The sequence below is a fragment of the Streptomyces sp. NPDC007872 genome, from assembly GCF_042868165.1.
In the GTDB taxonomy this organism is placed as follows: Bacteria; Actinomycetota; Actinomycetes; order Streptomycetales; family Streptomycetaceae; genus Streptomyces.
In genome coordinates, this window is the sequence record NZ_JBIAEA010000002.1 from 627,627 (window position 1) to 642,667 (window position 15,041).

Consider the following 15,041-nt stretch of genomic DNA (forward strand, 5'->3'; position numbering starts at 1 on the left):
CCGCTCACAGCTCCTTGCCGTACCAGACGTCCATGTACGGACCGGTGCAGTACGCCGGTATCTCCGCGTACCCGTACCGCGCGTACAGGGTCCGCGCCTCGATCAGGTCCAGGCGCGTGTTGAGGACCATCCGGCGGGCGCCGAGCGCGCGGGCCGCGTCCTCCAGGGCGTCCAGGAGGAGCCCGGCCCCGCCCCGGCCCCGGAAGGCGGGCCGGAGGTAGATCCGGGTCAGCTCGGCCCGGACCCCGTCGTCGGCGTCGGCTTCGGCGTCGAGGAGGAGCACCCCGCCGCATCCGGCCGGCTCGCCCCCGAACCGGGCGACCCGGAAGTCCCCGGTCGGCGGGGCGAGCAGCCCGGCCCCGTCGTCCGTCAGCCCCTCGTCGATCTCGGCCGCCGTCGCGGGCCGCTTCCAGTACCGGCTCGCGACCTCGTCGTAGTAGTCACGGCGCAGGGCGGTGGCGTCGGGAGTGTCGACGCGCTCGGGGGAGAGGGTCCAGGTCACGCGCGCCATTGTGGGACGCGCGCGACCGGCGGCGCACCCGGGTTTTCCGGGCTCAGCCCTTCGGCGCCGCCTGCTGCACGACCTCGAACGACCACAGGGCCGACCCGGACGCGGCGGGCTTCGGTCGCTCGCCCCCGCCCTCCCCGCCACCCTGGTGGGCGGCCCGCATGGAACCGTTCATCCAGTTCTGGAAGTCCTCCTCGCTGCGCCAGCGGGTGTACACCAGGTACTGGTCGGTCCCCTCCAGGGGCCGCAGCAGCTCGAACCACTCGAACCCGTCGGACCCCTCCACGGCCCCGGCCCGCGAGGCGAACCGCCGCTCCAGCACCTCGCGCTGCTCGGCCGGCACGGTCAGGACGTTGATCTTCACGATGCTCATAGGAGGCAGGATATGACCGGCACTCCCTCCGCCCTCCCGGCGGACACGGTACGGACCCTGGCCGCGCGCTGGCTGCCCCGGCTCGGGGACGGGGACTTCGTCGTGTCGCCGGTCGGGTTGTGGCTGGCGCTCGGGGCCGTCGCGGCCGGGGCGCGGGGGCGGACCGCCGGGGAGTTGTACGGGCTGCTCGGGGTCGAGGGGGAGGCGGCCGCCGGGGCCGTGACCGGGGTCGGGCGGCGGCTCGCGGGGGCGGAGGGGCTCGCGGTGGCCACCGGCGTGTGGGCCGGGGTGCCGGTCCGCGAGGAGTTCCGGAGGGGGCTGCCCGACGTGCGGTTCGGGGAGCTGGGCGAGGGCGCGCAGGGCGTGCTCGACGCGTGGGTGCGGGAGGCCACCGGCGGGCGGGTGGAGGGGCTGCCGCTCGGGCTCGACGGTTCCGAGGAGCTCGTCCTGCTCAACGCCCTGGCCCTGAAGGCCTCCTGGGCCGTGGCCTTCCCCCGGCACCTCACCCGCGACGAGCCCTTCACCGACGGGGACGGCCGCATCCGGCCCGTGCCGACCATGCGGCTGCGGATCCCGTCCGCCCGGGTCTGGTACGTCGACGGGGTCACCGTCGTGGAGCTGCCCTGCGCGGGGGAGGGGGCCGCCCCGGTGCGGTTCGCGCTCGGCGCGGAAGGGGCCGGGCCCGGCGCGGTGCTGCCCGCCGCCTGGGCCGCACCCGGGGCACGGAAACGGCTCGCCGCCGACTCGGCCGACCTCCTCCTGCCGCGCTTCACCCTCCGTACGAGGACCGAGGCGCACGCGCACCTGGCGACGCTCGGCCTCGACCTGGCCCTGCGCCCCGGAGCCGACTTCTCCGGCCTCTCCCCCGACCCCCTCTTCATCGACGAGGTGGTGCAGGAGGCGGTGATCGAGGTCGCCGAGGAGGGCGTCGAGGCGGCGGCCGTCACCCAGGTCAGGATGGCCCGGAGCGCGGCCCCGCCCCGCCGCGAGGCGGTGGAGCGGATCGCCTTCGACCGTCCCTTCGGCGTCGTCGTCCTCGACGCCGAAGGGGAGTTGCCGCTCTTCGCGGGGTGGCGGCGGAGCGCGCCGTCCGCCGAGGACTAGGGCCTGTCCGGCGGTTCTCGGAACGGCGTCGCTGTCAGTCGGTCGGTCCGGCGCGGAGCCGCCGCACGTCCCGCACGAGCGTGTACGAGGCGCTGAGGAAGAGCACCGCGCCGGCCACGGGCCAGAGGACCGACGCCCCGGAAAGGTGGTCACGGACGGAGGCGACGAGCAGCACCATGGCGGTGAGGACGCCGAGGGCCGAGATCAGAGCGCTGATGCGGTGGGTCACACGGACATCGTCGACGACGATCCCGGCCGGCGGAAGCGAGGCGGACGGGCTCTAGTCGACCACGCGGGCCAGCAGCAGCCCGTCGTGGCCCTTCGAGCCGACCGTCTGGAACGCCGTCGCGTCCAGGCGCGGTTCGCGGGCGACCAGGTCGAACATCTCGCGGGTGCCGGTGACGGACGGGTCGTCCGGGTGGGCGGTGGCGACCTTGCCGCCCCGCACCACGTTGTCGACGACGATCACCGTGCCCGGCCGGGAGAGCTTCAGGGCCCACTCCACGTAGTGCGGGTTGTTGACCTTGTCCGCGTCGATGAAGACCAGGTCGAACGGGCCCGCGCCCTCCGCCTGGAGCTGCGGCAGGCTGTCCAGGGCCGCGCCCGTGCGGACCTCGACGAGCTTGTCGAGGCCGGCGCGGGCGATGTTGGAGCGGGCGACGTCCGCGTGGGCCGGGTCGTACTCCAGGGTGATCAGGCGCCCGTCGGCGGGCAGCGCGCGGGCCAGCCAGATCGTGCTGTAGCCGCCGAGGGTGCCGATCTCCAGGATGGTCCGCGCCCCCTGCACCCGGGCGAGGAGGTGGAGCAGCTTGCCCTGGTTCGGGGCGACGGCGATCTCCGGCAGACCGGCCGCCGTCGAGGCGGCGAGCGCGGCGGACAGCGCCTCGTCGTCCGGGGCGAGCAGCTCGGTGAAGTAGTGGTCGACATCGGTCCATTGAGGGTTCGTCATGCGGTCGAACGTACACCTGCCCCCGGCGCCCTTCGGCGTTGCGACGCCCGTACGGCCAGGAGCGTCACCGCCGCCACGAGCAGCGGGCCGCCGCCCACCGCCAGGAGCCAGACGGGCACGCCGCCGGCGACGGTCAGCAGCCGGTCCGTGTACACGACTTCGCGGTACGGGGCGTCGGCGACCCGCTGCAGGCGGTGGTCGTCGTCGATCCGCTCCGGGTGCGGGAACTCCTGCTCCAGGACCGTCAGATGGACCGGCCGGTCGCCCGCGAGCGCGGCCACGGCCCCCTCGGGCCGCTCGATCCGCCCCGCGAAGGTCACCTCGGGCCGGTCGCCGCCGATGGGGGAGCGGGGCTCCATCCGGTGGTCGGCCAGGACGGACAGGCCGAGGGTCTGCGGGGTCGTCGCGAGCCGCGAGAGCCGCATCGGATAGACCAGCTCGGGCGAGGCGAAGGCGATCCGCAGCGGGGTCAGCTCGCCCCGCAGGACGGAGCCCTTCTCCTCGGGCGCGAGGCGGACCGCCACGTACTCCCACGCCCGCTCGACGTACGGCCCGAGCGCGCCGGTGAGCCGGTCGGGCAGGTCGAAGCCGTTCGTACGGAGCCAGTCGCCGAGCGCGTCCGGGTCGGTGGCGGTCAGCCGGGCCACGTCGAAGGGGCCGAGCCGCTCCCGGCCGACGACGCCGACGCCGCTGCCCGCGCCGGGCGGCGCCCCGGCCCCGTCGCCGTGGCCGGCGTCGAACGGCCAGTCGTCCCCGCGCGGCCAGAAGTGGAAGCGGTCGCGCCGCTCGGGCGCGGTCAGCCGGTCGATCTCGTCGAACAGCTCCGGGTCGCCGAGGGAGACGTCGGCCCGGCTCGGCACCGGCATGATCCAGGCCGCCCGCTCGGCGTCCCCGTGGACGCTGAAGCGCATCACGATCGTCTCGGTGCGCCCGTCCCAGCGGACGGCGGACTCCTCGCGGTCGACGCCGATCCGCCGCGTCCCGTCCGGGACCATCGCGCCGCAGCCGCAGGCGTACGCCGGGGCGACGAGCGAGCCGGCCTGGAGCGCGAGCAGCGCGACGAAGGCCGTCAGGATTCTTCTGATCAGGCTGGTCCTTCTGATCAGGATCGTTCTTCTGATCAGGATGTCGTGTGTCCCCCGCATGGCGGTGTGGACGCGCGCGGGGGAGATCCGGTTCCCCGGCAGGGGCCCCGGGAACGCCGCAGGCCCCGCCCCTCCGTGAGGAGGGCGGGGCCTTGCGTGAGCGCTGTGCGGTGCCGGACCGGTTTCTCAGTACCAGCCGTGGGCCTGCCAGAACGCCCAGGCGGCGTTCGGGGAGCCGTAGCGCTCGTTCATGTAGGTGAGACCCCACTTGATCTGGGTGGCGGGGTTCGTCTTCCAGTCGGAGCCGGCCGAGGACATCTTCGAGGCCGGGAGGGCCTGGACCAGGCCGTAGGCGCCGCTGGAGGAGTTGGTGGCCTTGTGGTTCCAGCCGGACTCGTGGGCCACGATCTTGCTGAAGGACGCGTACTGCGAGGCGGGAACGATCTGTCGCGCGACATCCTGCGGGCTGGCGGCCGAGGCCGAGCCCGTCGTGCCGAGCACCGCGCCCGACGCGCTCAGCAGCACGGCTGCGGAGGCGGCGAAGGTCTTCTTGCGGGCGGCGACACGAGTGGTGAGCGAGCGGATCAAGGTTTCTACCTAACTTCGGGGACAAAGGCCGCGCCGGGCGTTTTCGGCAAGCCGGAACCAGGGCCCGGGAGACCCGGGAACTGGGGGAACCGGCCCGCCTGAGGCGCTGCGACGAGCACCGGCTGCCTGGCGACGTCCACCAGAGAAGCAGGGCCGGAACGGCGATGCAACGACCCCCTGTACGAGGAAGGTTCGGACCCGGGAGGAACGTCCCGGGGCGCGGGTGGAGTGCGTTTCCGCAGGCTATGGGGGTGAAGGCGGGACTTTGGGTGGTTCCGTACGCCTACTATTCCGGATCGTACGTGACCTGGGTCCTGTGGGGCGGCTCACTCGCGGGGGCCCCTTCCGGGCCCTCGAACGTGACCTGGGCCTCGAAGTTCGCCCGCCGCGTCGCCCGCCGCAGCGCCCTCAGGAGCGTGCCGCCGACCGTGAGCGTGAGGACGACGGTGAGCACGGCCCGGCCGAGGTCCCAGCCGAGGGAGGTGGCGGTGACGTAGGCGAGGAAGCGGACCAGGTTCTCGTGGAGCGGGGCGCCCGGCTGGAAGGAGATCCCGCTGCTCAGGCCCTGGAGCAGGACCCAGCCCTGGAGGTTCATGACCGTGCCGTACGCGAACGCCGCCGCGAAGCCGTACGCCGAGAGCATCAGGAGCTCGCCCCGGCCCCGCAGCGTCCGCTGCCCCGGCAGCAGCCCCGCCCCCATCGTGAACCAGCCCATCGACAGCATCTGGAACGGCATCCAGGGGCCCACGCCGCCCGTGAGCAGCGCGGACGCGAACATCGTCACCGCGCCGAGGACGAAGCCGAAGCCCGGGCCCAGGACCCGGCCGCTCAGCACCATCAGGAAGAACATCGGCTCCAGGCCGGCCGTCCCCGCCCCCAGCGGGCGCAGCGCCGCGCCCACGGCGGCGAGCACCCCCAGCATCGCGACCGCCTTCGCGTCCGTGCCGGAGTCCGCGATCGTCGCCACCACGACCGCGACGAGCAGCGGCAGCAGGGCCGCGAACAGCCACGGAGCGTCACCGGCGTGTGACGTCACGGCCGAGTCGGCGTCCGCGAACAGGGGCCAGCAGAAGGCGGCGATCCCGATCAGGGAGACGAGGGCGAGGGCGGCGACGGAGCGGGGACCGAGGCGGAGGGGGCGGGCGCTCATTCCGCTCCCTCCGGGCCGTCCAGCGCCCGCTCCACCTGTTCGACCGTGAGCCACGGCTGCGGGGCCAGGATCTTGGCCACCTGCGGCGAGAACGCGGGCGAGGAGACCACGACCTCGGCCGTCGGGCCGTCCGCGACCACCTCGCCGTCCGCGACGATCACCACCCGGTGGGCCAGCTCGGCCGCCAGCTCCACGTCGTGCGTGGCGAGCACGATCGCGTGCCCGTCCGCCGCGAGGGCGCGCAGGTGCTCGACGAGGCGGGCCTTGGCCGCGTAGTCCAGGCCGCGGGTCGGCTCGTCCAGGAGGAGCAGGGGCGGGCGGCCGGTCAGGACGACGGCCAGGGCGAGGGCGAGGCGCTGGCCCTCGGAGAGGTCCCGGGGGTGCGTGTCGTCCGCGACGCCCGGCAGCAGCTCGGACACCAGGGCCCGGCAGGTGCCGTCCTCCGCGTCCGCGTCCGCGTCGGCCGCCGCGCACTCGGCGGCGACGGTGTCCGCGTACAGCAGGTCCCTCGGCTCCTGCGGCACCAGGCCGACCTGGCGGATCAGCTCGCGCGGGTCGGTGGCGTGCGGGGCCCGGCCCGCGATCCGGACGGTGCCGGAGGTGGGGGCGATCATGCCGACGAGGGTGGCCAGGAGGGTCGACTTTCCCGCGCCGTTCCGTCCCATGAGGGCGACGGTCTCGCCGGGGTCGACGCGGAGGTCGATCTTGCGGAGGGCTTCTACGCGGGCGCGGCGGACGTGGAGGGAGTCGGTGAGGACGAGGGGGGCGGGGCGTGCCTCGTCCTGGGGCCGTGCCTGCGCTCGCCGTCGCGGAAAGAGGGAGAAGCCCCCACCCCTCCCCCCACGCCCGAAGGGGTGGGGGAGAGGCCCCGCAGGGACGCCCGCAGGAACCCCCGCAAGGGCCCCCGTCCCGATCAACGGCTCCAGCCGCTCCTTCAAGCCCTCCGCCCTCCTCCTCGCGTCCCGCACCGTCAGCGGCAGTGGTGTCCAGCCCGCCAGGCGGCCCAGGGAGACCACCGGGGGGTGGATCGGGGAGAGGGACATGACGGTGGACGGGGGGCCCATGACCGCCTCCGGGAGGAGGAGGACCTGGTCGGCGTACTGGACGACGCGTTCGAGGCGGTGTTCCGCGAGGAGGACCGTCGTGCCGAGGTCGTGGACCAGGCGCTGGAGGACCGCGAGGACGTCCTCCGCCGCCGACGGGTCGAGCGCGGAGGTCGGCTCGTCGAGGACGAGGACCTTGGGGTGCGGGGTGAGGACGGAGCCGATCGCGACCCGCTGGCGCTGCCCGCCGGAGAGCGTCGCGATCGGGCGGTCGCGGAGTTCGGCGAGGCCGAGGAGGTCGAGGGTCTCCTCGACCCGGCGCCGCATGGCGCCGGGCGCGAGCCCCAGGGACTCCATCCCGTACGCGAGCTCGTCCTCGACCGTGTCGGTGACGAAGTGGGCCGACGGGTCCTGCCCCACCGTGCCGACCACGTCGGCCAGTTCGCGCGGCGGGTGCGTGCGGGTGTCCCGGCCGTCGACCGTCACCCGGCCCGTCAGCGTGCCGCCGGTGAAGTGGGGGACCAGGCCCGAGACCGCGTTGAGGAGGGTCGACTTGCCCACGCCCGAGGGGCCCACGAGGAGGACCAGTTCTCCCTCCGGGACGGTGAGGTCGAGGTTCCGGAGCGTCGGCTCGGCGTCCTCCTCGTACCTCACCGAGACGTTCTCGAAGCGGATCACGGGTTCTCCTCGGGTACGGGGGCCACGAACGCCGGCACCAGGCCCACCAGGACCGACAGCGCGGGCAGCAGCGGCAGCTCCGGGGCCGCCAGGGGGACGACCCCGGGGTGCAGCGCCTCCGGGGCGTACGCGTTCGCCCGGATCATCAGGACCGCGACCGCCACCCCGGAGCCCGCCACCAGCCAGGACCGGGTGCCCCAGCGGTCGGGCCGGTACCGGGTGCGTACGGTCCGGCGCCCGCCGAGCCGGAGCCCGGCCACGGAGGCGAGGAGCCCGGCGCCGAGCAGCGGGAGCCCGTAGCCCGCGCCCTCCGCCGCGAGCAGCCCGTACGAGCCGGCGCAGATGCCGAGGAGCCCGCCGAGGGTCAGGACGTTGGTGGTGCGGCGCACGGACGCCGGGACGTGGGCCGTCCGCCCGTAGCCCCGCGCGTCCATCGACGCCGCCACCGCGATCGAGCGTTCGAGGGCGCCCTCCAGGACCGGCAGGCCGATCTGGAGGACCGCCCGGACCCCGCCCGTGGGGCGGCCCCGCAGTCGGCGGGCGGTCCGCAGCCGGACCACGTCGGCGACCATGTTCGGCGCGAAGGTCATCGCCACGACGACGGCGACCCCCGCCTCGTAGAGCGCCCCCGGCAGCGACTTGAGCAGCCGCGCCGGGTTGGCGAGCGCGTTCGCGGCGCCCACGCAGATCAGCAGGGTCGCCAGCTTCGCGCCGTCGTACACCGCGAAGAGCAGTTGCTCGGCCGTCACCCGGCCGCCGATCCGCACCCCCTGCGCCCAGTCGGGCAGCGGCACCCCGGGCAGCGTGAAGAGGAGGTGCGTGCCCGGGATCGGGGAGCCGAGGAGGAGGGAGAAGACGACGCGGAGGGCCACCACGAACAGGCCCAGCTTCACGAACGCGCCGTACGAGCGGGCCCAGGGCGCGTCCGTGCGGCGGGCCGCGACGACGTAGCCGGCGACGCCGACGATCAGGCCGAGCAGCAGCGGGTTGGTGGTGCGGGAGGCGGCGACGGCCAGGCCGAGCGCCCACAGCCACCACGCGCCCGCGTGCAGGGCGTTGGCCCGGGTCGCGACGGGAGCCGTGAGCGCGCTCCGGAGCGCGCCGCGGGCGGGGGCGGTGCTCATCCGCGGCGGCGGGCCTTCCAGATCGCTGCCCCGCCGAGCGCCAGGACGGCCGCCCCGCCGACGAGCACGCCGGCGGACGGACCGCCACCGCCGTCGTGCTTCTTCCCGGGGGTGGGCGCGGCGGTCGGCTCCCCGCCCACCTCCTCGCCGCAGCCCCGTGCCGGGTAGCCGGCGATCCCGCACAGCATGGCCCCGCTGTCGTACCGCAGCGGCTTCGCCACGGCGGCGAGCGCCTCCGCGCCGGTCGCGTCGGGGCGGAGCTGTGCGCAGCCGGTGGTGATCCGCCGCGGCGGCGGGGCCTCGCCGGGCGGGGCGTCGGCCGGGCCGCCGAAGTCGACGACGACCGCGACCCGCTTCGTGCCGTCCTTCGCCGCCACGTCCCCGCAGATCCGGGCGAAGTCCGGGGCTGCGGTGGGTTTGGCGGTGTCGTCGGCCTCCTGGCTGACCGCGAAGCGGAAGCCGACCGCGTCGCCGTCGGCGGGCCGGGCGGTCGCCGGGCCCTGCGTGGCGTACGCCCAGGGCTTGCCGCCGTCGCTCTCCCAGTACGACCAGTAGCGGTAGCCGGCGGCGTGCGCCGGGGCGGCCGCGACCCCGGCCAGGGTCAGCAGCGCCCCGGCCGCGGCGCCCGCGACCCTGGCGGTGGTCCTGGCCGCGGTCGTCCTGACCGTGGTGGTCCCGGCCGCAGGGGTCCTGACGGGGGCGGAGGTCACTTCTTGCGGCCGCTCAGGAGGAAGCCGATGCCGACGCCGACGACCGTGCCGATGCCGATGATCCACCAGAGGTCGAAGCCGGAGTCCTCGTCGTCGCTGGTGGTGGAGGAGGCGGAGGTGTCGGGGCTCTTGGGCGCGGGCCCGGCGGCGTTGAGCTGCTCGACCAGGTCGACCGAGCCGAACTTGCGCGGGTCGGTCTCCGTCGCGCGGGCGGCCAGGACGAGCTGGGCGTAGGCGGCCGGGCCGTTCTCCTTCGCCCAGGCGGCGGAGTTCTCCTCCAGCCACTCCAGGGCGGGCATGGCCGCCTTGGCGGCGCCGGCGGCGGAGAGGGCGACGACGGCGTCGGCGGTGTTGCCGAAGTCGGGCTGCTCGGCGGTGTCGGCGGCGCCCGGCATCGGCGGCTGGACGAGGTGGTGGGTCTTCGCGAGGGCCTTCGCCAGGTAGGAGGCGCCGTTGAGGGCGGCCCGCTCGGGGGTCGGCTTCGACAGGTCGGCGCAGGCGGGCGCCTGCTCGGGGGAGGCCTTGGTGGCGACGACGCTCTTGCCGAGCCCCGCGAGGGTGGCGGCGGCGGTGGCGTCGGCGTTGGCGAACAGCTTCCCGGCCTTGTCGGGCTGGTACGCGAAGGCGCCGGGGCCCTCCTTGTCCGTGCAGGGCAGGGCGAAGGCGAGGAGCGCGTCGTAGGGGGTGCGGCCCTCTGCGGAGGTGAACGCGGTGGGGCGCGTGCCGGTCGCGGCGAGCGCGCCGACGATGACGGAGGTGGAGTTGGCGTCGCTGGCGCCGCCGGGGCTGTAGCCCCAGCCGCCGTCCTTGTTCTGCACGGTCTTCAGCCAGGCGGTGCCCTCCTTGACCGCCTGGTCGGCCTTCTCGGGGGTCGCGCTCTGGCGGCGGACGGCGCCGAGCGCCTGGACGGCGACGGCGGTGGCGTTGGTGTCCCGCATCGTCTTCGCGTCGCAGGGCTTCGCGGCGTCCGCGCGGTAGGAGGGGAAGGAGCCGTCGTCGCACTGCTGGCCGAGGAGCCACTCCACGGCCTGGTCGGAGGGCTGGTAGCCGGTGGCGCGCTGGGCGAGGAAGGCGAGCGACTGGCGCCAGACGCCGTCGTAGGCCGGGTCCTTCGTGCCGTACAGGCCGGCCGGGAGCTTCCCGGTGGTGGGGGTCGGGGAGGGGGCGGCGGAGGCCTGCCCGGCTGCTCCGGTGCCGAGTGCGGCGACGGCGGCGAGCGCGGCGGCGGCTGCGCGGCGGACGGTGTTCATGGGGCCCTCTCCTGCGGCCGGGCACGGCACGCCTCGGGCACCGGGCTCGGCTCCGTGTTCCTCGACGGTGCCGGCGGTCACGTCCCGTCCGGGGCATTCCGACTCGCCGCCCTCCGTGAAGGGGCGGCATCACGGCTGCGGGTCAGTACCGGATTTCCACCGGTTTCCCCCCGTACGGGCATGATGACGACCCGCTCACTCTACCGGCCCGTACGCGCTGCTCACCGAGGGTGTGAGCGGCCTCGCACCGGCCCGTGCGCGCGGGCGGGCGGCGCTCCGTCACCCGGTGGGCGCCGGCGTCCCGATCAGCCGGCACACCGTCTCGATGTCGATCTTCACCTGGGCGATCGAGGAGCGTCCCGACAGCCACGTGATCAGGGCCGAGTGCCAGGTGTGCTCGATGACCCGGACCGCCGAGCGCTGTTCCGGCGTCGGGTGCCCGGTCCCCATCGCGTCCAGGACGATCGCGGTCGTCAGCCGCGAGACCTCGTCGACCTCGGCGCTCGCCCCCCGGTCCGCGAAGATCAGCGCCCGCACCATCGCGTCGGCGAGCTGCGGTTCCCGCTGGAGCGCCCGGAAGGCCCGCATCAGCGTCTCCGCGACCCGCTCCGCCGGGTCCGCGCCCGCCGGGGGCCGCTTGCGCAGGGTGGTGTGCAGGTGCCGGAGCTGGTCCTGCATCACCGCGACCAGCAGATGGACCTTCGACGGGAAGTAGCGGTACAGCGTGCCCAGGGCCACGCCCGCCTCCTCGGCGACCTCCCGCATCTGCACGGCGTCGAACCCGCCCCGTGACGCGAGCCGCGTGCTGGCGTCCAGGATGCGCCGCCGCCGCGCCTCCTGGCGCTGTGTCAGGGGGACGGCGGTGCCGTGCTCCGCTCTGTTCTCTGCGGTCATGGGGTCCCGATTCCGTGCGGTGGGGAGCGACAGTATGGCGGCGGCGGGGCCGTGGCGCGAATCACCCGCTCCGGATCTCACCGCGGCGCTACCTGCCGGTAGATTCTGTCCTTCCCGGACGGCCGGGCGACGGCCGAGTCTGTAACTTGTTCTAGATTAACGCCAGCGGTTACGCTCCGGCGAAACGCACGCTCGAAGGGGGCCGCGCATGACCGCCGAGGCCGTAGAGGCAGGCCCCCGACAGGGCGTCACCGACCCCGGTGACGTCCCCCAAGTTCTCGGCCGTGCTCGAACAGGGGGGACCCCCACGTTGCGGATCGCTCTCCTCACGTACAAGGGGAACCCCTTCTGCGGGGGCCAGGGCGTCTACGTCCGGCACCTCTCCCGCGAGCTCGCCCGCCTCGGCCACACCGTCGAGGTCATCGGCTCCCAGCCGTACCCGACCCTCGACGAGGGCGTGCCGCTCACCGAGATCGCCAGCCTCGACCTCTACCGCTCCCCGGACCCCTTCCGGACCCCGAAGCGCGACGAGTACCGCGACTGGATCGACGCCCTCGAAGTCGCCACCATGTGGACCGGCGGCTTCCCCGAGCCGCTCACCTTCTCCCTGCGGGCCCGGCGCATGCTCGCCGCCCGCCGCGGCGACTTCGACGTCGTCCACGACAACCAGACCCTCGGGTACGGACTCCTCGGCGGCCCGCGCGCGCTCGGCGCGCCCCTCGTCACCACGATCCACCACCCCATCACCGTCGACCGCGGCCTCGACCTCGCCGCCGCCGACACCTGGAAGCGCCGCCTCTCGGTCCGCCGCTGGTATGCCTTCACCACCATGCAGAAGCGGGTCGCCCGCCGCCTGCCGTCCGTGCTCACCGTCTCCGGCACCTCCCGCCGGGAGATCGTCGAGCACCTCGGCGTACGCGAGGACCGCGTCCGGGTCGTGCACATCGGCGCCGACACCGACCTCTGGTCCCCGGACCCCTCGGTCGCCGAGGTCCCCGGCCGGATCGTCACCACCTCCAGCGCCGACGTCCCCCTCAAGGGCCTGATCCACCTGATCGAGGCGCTCGCCAAGCTCCGCACCGAGAACCCCGACGCGCACCTCGTCGTCGTCGGCAAGCGCGCCGAGGACGGCCCGGTCGCCCGGGCCATCGAGCGGTACGGCCTCGAAGGCGCCGTCGAGTTCGTCAAGGGCATCAGCGACGCCGAGCTCGTCGACCTCGTCCGCTCCGCCCAGGTCTCCTGCGTGCCCTCGCTCTACGAGGGGTTCTCGCTGCCCGCCGCCGAGGCCATGGCCACCGGCACCCCGCTCGTCGCCACCACCGGCGGCGCCATCCCCGAGGTCGCGGGCCCCGACGGCGAGACCTGCCTCGCGGTGCCGCCGGGCGACGCGGACGCCCTCGCCGCCGCCCTCGGCCGGGTCCTCGGCGACCCGGAGCTGCGCGCCCGGCTCGGCGCCGCCGGACGGGACCGGGTCCTCGACCGCTTCACCTGGGCCCGCGCGGCCCGGGGCACCGCGGAGCTGTACCGCGAGGCGATCGCCCGCCGCGGCGCCGGCGCGCGCGGGGGCGCCCGGTGACACCTCGTCCTGTTCGCCGGGTGCGGCCCGGTGGGCCGGTTGTGCCCACCCGTTCCGCGCGGCGGAACGCCTGCCCACAACCTTCCCTCCACCGCGAAAGCAGGCCCTCGTGCTGACCGTCGACTTCACCCGCTTCCCGCTCGCCCCCGGCGACCGCGTGCTCGACCTGGGCTGCGGTGCGGGCCGGCACGCCTTCGAGTGCTACCGGCGCGGCGCCCAGGTCGTGGCCCTCGACCAGAACGGCGAGGAGATCCGCGAGGTCGCCAAGTGGTTCGCGGCCATGAAGGAGGCCGGGGAGGCCCCCGCCGGCGCGACCGCGACCGCGATGGAGGGCGACGCCCTCAACCTGCCCTTCCCCGACGCGTCCTTCGACGTCGTCATCATCTCCGAGGTCATGGAGCACATCCCGGACGACAAGGGCGTCCTCGCCGAGATGGTCCGCGTCCTCAAGCCGGGCGGCCGGATCGCGATCACCGTCCCGCGCTACGGCCCCGAGAAGGTCTGCTGGACGCTCTCCGACGAGTACCACGAGGTCGAGGGCGGCCACATCCGCATCTACAAGGCCGACGAGCTCCTCGGCAAGATCCGCCAGGCCGGCCTCAAGCCGTACGGCACCCACCACGCGCACGCGCTGCACTCGCCGTACTGGTGGCTCAAGTGCGCCTTCGGCGTCGACAACGACAAGGCGCTGCCGGTCCGGGCCTACCACAAGCTCCTGGTCTGGGACATCATGAAGAAGCCCGCCCTGACCCGGGTCGCCGAGCAGCTCCTCAACCCGGTCGTCGGCAAGAGCTTCGTGGCGTACGCGACCAAGCCCCACCTCCCGAAGGCCGATGCCGAGTGACGAGTCCCGAGCGGATCGCCGAGCACCTCGTCCTGCCCGGCGTGCTCACCGCCGAGCAGGCCGCCGAGACCGTCGCCGGGATCCTCGCCGTCCAGCGCGAGGACGGCGCGATCCCCTGGTTCCGCGGCCACCACCTCGACCCCTGGGACCACGTCGAGGCCGCCATGGCCCTGGACGCGGCCGGCGAGCACGCCGCCGCCGCCCGCGCCTACGAGTGGCTCGCCCGCCACCAGAACGCCGACGGCTCCTGGTACGCGGCCTACCACGACGGCGACCCGGAGCGGGTCACCGACCGCAGCCGGGAGTCCAACTTCGTCGCGTACATAGCGGTCGGCGTCTGGCACCACCACCTGTCCACCGGCGACGACGCCTTCCTCGACCGGATGTGGCCCGTCGTCTACGCCGCCGTCGAGTTCGTCCTCGGGCTCCAGCGGCCCGGCGGCCAGATCGGCTGGAAGCGCGAGCCCTCCGGCGAGCCCGTCACCGACGCCCTCCTCACCGGCAGCTCCTCGATCCACCAGGCCCTGCGCTGCGCCCTCGCCATCGCCGAGGCCCGCGAGGAGCCGCAGCCGGACTGGGAGCTGGCGGCCGGGGCCCTCGGCCACGCGATCCGCCGCCACCCCGAGCGCTTCCTCGACAAGTCCCGCTACTCGATGGACTGGTACTACCCGGTCCTCGGCGGCGCGGTCACCGGCGAGGAGGCGAGGGCCCGGATCGACGCGTCCTGGGACGCGTTCGTCGTGCCCGGCCTCGGCGTGCGCTGCGTGGTCCCCAACCCGTGGGTCACCGGCGGCGAGAGCTGCGAACTCGCCCTCGCCCTCTGGGCGGTGGGGGAGTCCGACCGGGCCCTCACCATCCTCCAGGACATCCAGCACCTGCGGGCCGCGAACGGCATGTACTGGACGGGGTACGTCTTCGAGGGCGCCACGGAGGCCGACAAGGCGATGTGGCCCGAGGAGCAGACGAGCTGGACCGCCGGGTCCCTGCTGCTCGCGGTGGCCGCGCTCGGCGGCGAGGAGGCCACGGTCGCCGTCTTCGGCGGCGAGCGCCTCCCGGTGGGCCTCGAACCGGACTGCTGCGGGACCTGAGCGGGGCCGGGGCACACCCCCGTACGGAGTCGCCCCGGTGGCGCCCGTACGGCCCCGGGGCGAGGCTGGCGCCACAG

At 74.7% G+C, this 15,041-nt stretch carries 16 protein-coding genes and 1 riboswitch; of the genes, 4 read left to right on the forward strand and 12 right to left on the reverse strand.

The features are described from left to right. Window positions 1-4: 4 nt before the first annotated feature. Together ACFYNX_RS08000 and ACFYNX_RS08005 are read right to left on the reverse strand one after the other, a co-directional pair. A complete protein-coding gene (locus tag ACFYNX_RS08000) occupies window positions 5-511 on the reverse strand; it encodes a GNAT family N-acetyltransferase (RefSeq protein ID WP_388658846.1) in 507 nt (168 codons plus the stop codon). A gap of 43 nt (window positions 512-554) precedes the next feature. After that, complete coding sequence (locus ACFYNX_RS08005; protein WP_388658849.1) at window positions 555-881, reverse strand: antibiotic biosynthesis monooxygenase family protein; 327 nt, start codon at window positions 879-881, stop codon at window positions 555-557. A 12-nt stretch (window positions 882-893) separates the two neighbouring features. Here ACFYNX_RS08005 and ACFYNX_RS08010 point away from each other — a divergent pair, with 12 nt between their 5' ends. Further along, window positions 894-1,985 (forward strand): serpin family protein, encoded by a 1,092-nt coding sequence (locus tag ACFYNX_RS08010; protein ID WP_388658852.1) that lies wholly within the window; start codon window positions 894-896, stop codon window positions 1,983-1,985. A 34-nt stretch (window positions 1,986-2,019) separates the two neighbouring features. On the opposite strand, the gene ACFYNX_RS08015 is transcribed toward ACFYNX_RS08010, so the two are convergent. The 10 genes from ACFYNX_RS08015 to ACFYNX_RS08060 form a co-directional block, all read right to left on the reverse strand. After that, complete coding sequence (locus ACFYNX_RS08015; RefSeq protein ID WP_388658855.1) at window positions 2,020-2,214, reverse strand: hypothetical protein; 195 nt, start codon at window positions 2,212-2,214, stop codon at window positions 2,020-2,022. A 51-nt stretch (window positions 2,215-2,265) separates the two neighbouring features. After that, window positions 2,266-2,934 carry an O-methyltransferase gene (locus ACFYNX_RS08020; protein ID WP_388658857.1) on the reverse strand — a complete coding sequence of 223 codons (669 nt, stop codon included), beginning with the start codon at window positions 2,932-2,934 and terminating at the stop codon, window positions 2,266-2,268. Beyond that, on the reverse strand, window positions 2,931-4,079 hold the full coding sequence (locus ACFYNX_RS08025; RefSeq protein WP_388658860.1) for a DUF2330 domain-containing protein: 1,149 nt from the start codon (window positions 4,077-4,079) through the stop codon (window positions 2,931-2,933). The genes ACFYNX_RS08020 and ACFYNX_RS08025 overlap by 4 nt, the downstream gene beginning before the upstream one ends. 126 nt (window positions 4,080-4,205) lie before the next feature. After that, window positions 4,206-4,607 (reverse strand): transglycosylase SLT domain-containing protein, encoded by a 402-nt coding sequence (locus tag ACFYNX_RS08030; protein ID WP_388658863.1) that lies wholly within the window; start codon window positions 4,605-4,607, stop codon window positions 4,206-4,208. 286 nt (window positions 4,608-4,893) lie between these two features. Further along, entirely contained in the window at window positions 4,894-5,757 is an 864-nt protein-coding gene (locus ACFYNX_RS08035) for an ECF transporter S component (RefSeq protein ID WP_388658866.1), read from the reverse strand. Next, a complete protein-coding gene (locus ACFYNX_RS08040; protein ID WP_388658868.1) occupies window positions 5,754-7,478 on the reverse strand; it encodes an ABC transporter ATP-binding protein in 1,725 nt (574 codons plus the stop codon). Before ACFYNX_RS08040 ends, ACFYNX_RS08035 begins: the two co-directional genes overlap by 4 nt. Further along, complete coding sequence (locus ACFYNX_RS08045; RefSeq protein ID WP_388658871.1) at window positions 7,475-8,602, reverse strand: energy-coupling factor transporter transmembrane component T; 1,128 nt, start codon at window positions 8,600-8,602, stop codon at window positions 7,475-7,477. Before ACFYNX_RS08045 ends, ACFYNX_RS08040 begins: the two co-directional genes overlap by 4 nt. After that, window positions 8,599-9,312, reverse strand: a complete 714-nt coding sequence (locus tag ACFYNX_RS08050; RefSeq protein WP_388658874.1) for an SCO2322 family protein — start codon at window positions 9,310-9,312, stop codon at window positions 8,599-8,601. The genes ACFYNX_RS08045 and ACFYNX_RS08050 overlap by 4 nt, the downstream gene beginning before the upstream one ends. Further along, window positions 9,309-10,562: a prenyltransferase/squalene oxidase repeat-containing protein gene (locus tag ACFYNX_RS08055; protein WP_388658876.1), complete on the reverse strand. Its 1,254-nt coding sequence runs from the start codon at window positions 10,560-10,562 to the stop codon at window positions 9,309-9,311. The genes ACFYNX_RS08050 and ACFYNX_RS08055 overlap by 4 nt, the downstream gene beginning before the upstream one ends. Before the next feature lie 91 nt (window positions 10,563-10,653). Beyond that, window positions 10,654-10,732, reverse strand: a riboswitch (cobalamin riboswitch). Between the two features lie 109 nt (window positions 10,733-10,841). Continuing rightward, window positions 10,842-11,456 carry a TetR family transcriptional regulator gene (locus ACFYNX_RS08060; protein ID WP_365537778.1) on the reverse strand — a complete coding sequence of 205 codons (615 nt, stop codon included), beginning with the start codon at window positions 11,454-11,456 and terminating at the stop codon, window positions 10,842-10,844. 208 nt (window positions 11,457-11,664) lie between these two features. Between ACFYNX_RS08060 and ACFYNX_RS08065 the strand changes: the two genes are divergently transcribed. The 3 genes from ACFYNX_RS08065 to ACFYNX_RS08075 all read left to right on the forward strand — a co-directional run bounded on the left by ACFYNX_RS08065 (window position 11,665) and on the right by ACFYNX_RS08075 (window position 14,964). Then, the gene (locus ACFYNX_RS08065; RefSeq protein ID WP_388658879.1) at window positions 11,665-13,032 is read left to right on the forward strand and encodes a glycosyltransferase family 4 protein; all 1,368 of its coding nucleotides are present in this window, start codon (window positions 11,665-11,667) and stop codon (window positions 13,030-13,032) included. Window positions 13,033-13,141: 109 nt separating this feature from the next. Beyond that, window positions 13,142-13,876: a class I SAM-dependent methyltransferase gene (locus tag ACFYNX_RS08070; RefSeq protein WP_365537773.1), complete on the forward strand. Its 735-nt coding sequence runs from the start codon at window positions 13,142-13,144 to the stop codon at window positions 13,874-13,876. Continuing rightward, on the forward strand, window positions 13,873-14,964 hold the full coding sequence (locus ACFYNX_RS08075; protein WP_388658882.1) for a prenyltransferase: 1,092 nt from the start codon (window positions 13,873-13,875) through the stop codon (window positions 14,962-14,964). Before ACFYNX_RS08070 ends, ACFYNX_RS08075 begins: the two co-directional genes overlap by 4 nt. Window positions 14,965-15,041 lie beyond the last annotated feature (77 nt).

Coding starts and splice junctions, on each gene's coding strand:
- ACFYNX_RS08000 (WP_388658846.1), bottom strand. CDS start 511: ATGGCGCGCGTGACCTGGACCCTCTCCCCCGAGCGCGTCGACACTCCC.
- ACFYNX_RS08025 (WP_388658860.1), bottom strand. CDS start 4,079: ATGCGGGGGACACACGACATCCTGATCAGAAGAACGATCCTGATCAGA.
- ACFYNX_RS08005 (WP_388658849.1), bottom strand. CDS start 881: ATGAGCATCGTGAAGATCAACGTCCTGACCGTGCCGGCCGAGCAGCGC.
- ACFYNX_RS08045 (WP_388658871.1), bottom strand. CDS start 8,602: ATGAGCACCGCCCCCGCCCGCGGCGCGCTCCGGAGCGCGCTCACGGCT.
- ACFYNX_RS08065 (WP_388658879.1), top strand. CDS start 11,665: ATGACCGCCGAGGCCGTAGAGGCAGGCCCCCGACAGGGCGTCACCGAC.
- ACFYNX_RS08035 (WP_388658866.1), bottom strand. CDS start 5,757: ATGAGCGCCCGCCCCCTCCGCCTCGGTCCCCGCTCCGTCGCCGCCCTC.
- ACFYNX_RS08010 (WP_388658852.1), top strand. CDS start 894: ATGACCGGCACTCCCTCCGCCCTCCCGGCGGACACGGTACGGACCCTG.
- ACFYNX_RS08055 (WP_388658876.1), bottom strand. CDS start 10,562: ATGAACACCGTCCGCCGCGCAGCCGCCGCCGCGCTCGCCGCCGTCGCC.
- ACFYNX_RS08020 (WP_388658857.1), bottom strand. CDS start 2,934: ATGACGAACCCTCAATGGACCGATGTCGACCACTACTTCACCGAGCTG.
- ACFYNX_RS08060 (WP_365537778.1), bottom strand. CDS start 11,456: ATGACCGCAGAGAACAGAGCGGAGCACGGCACCGCCGTCCCCCTGACA.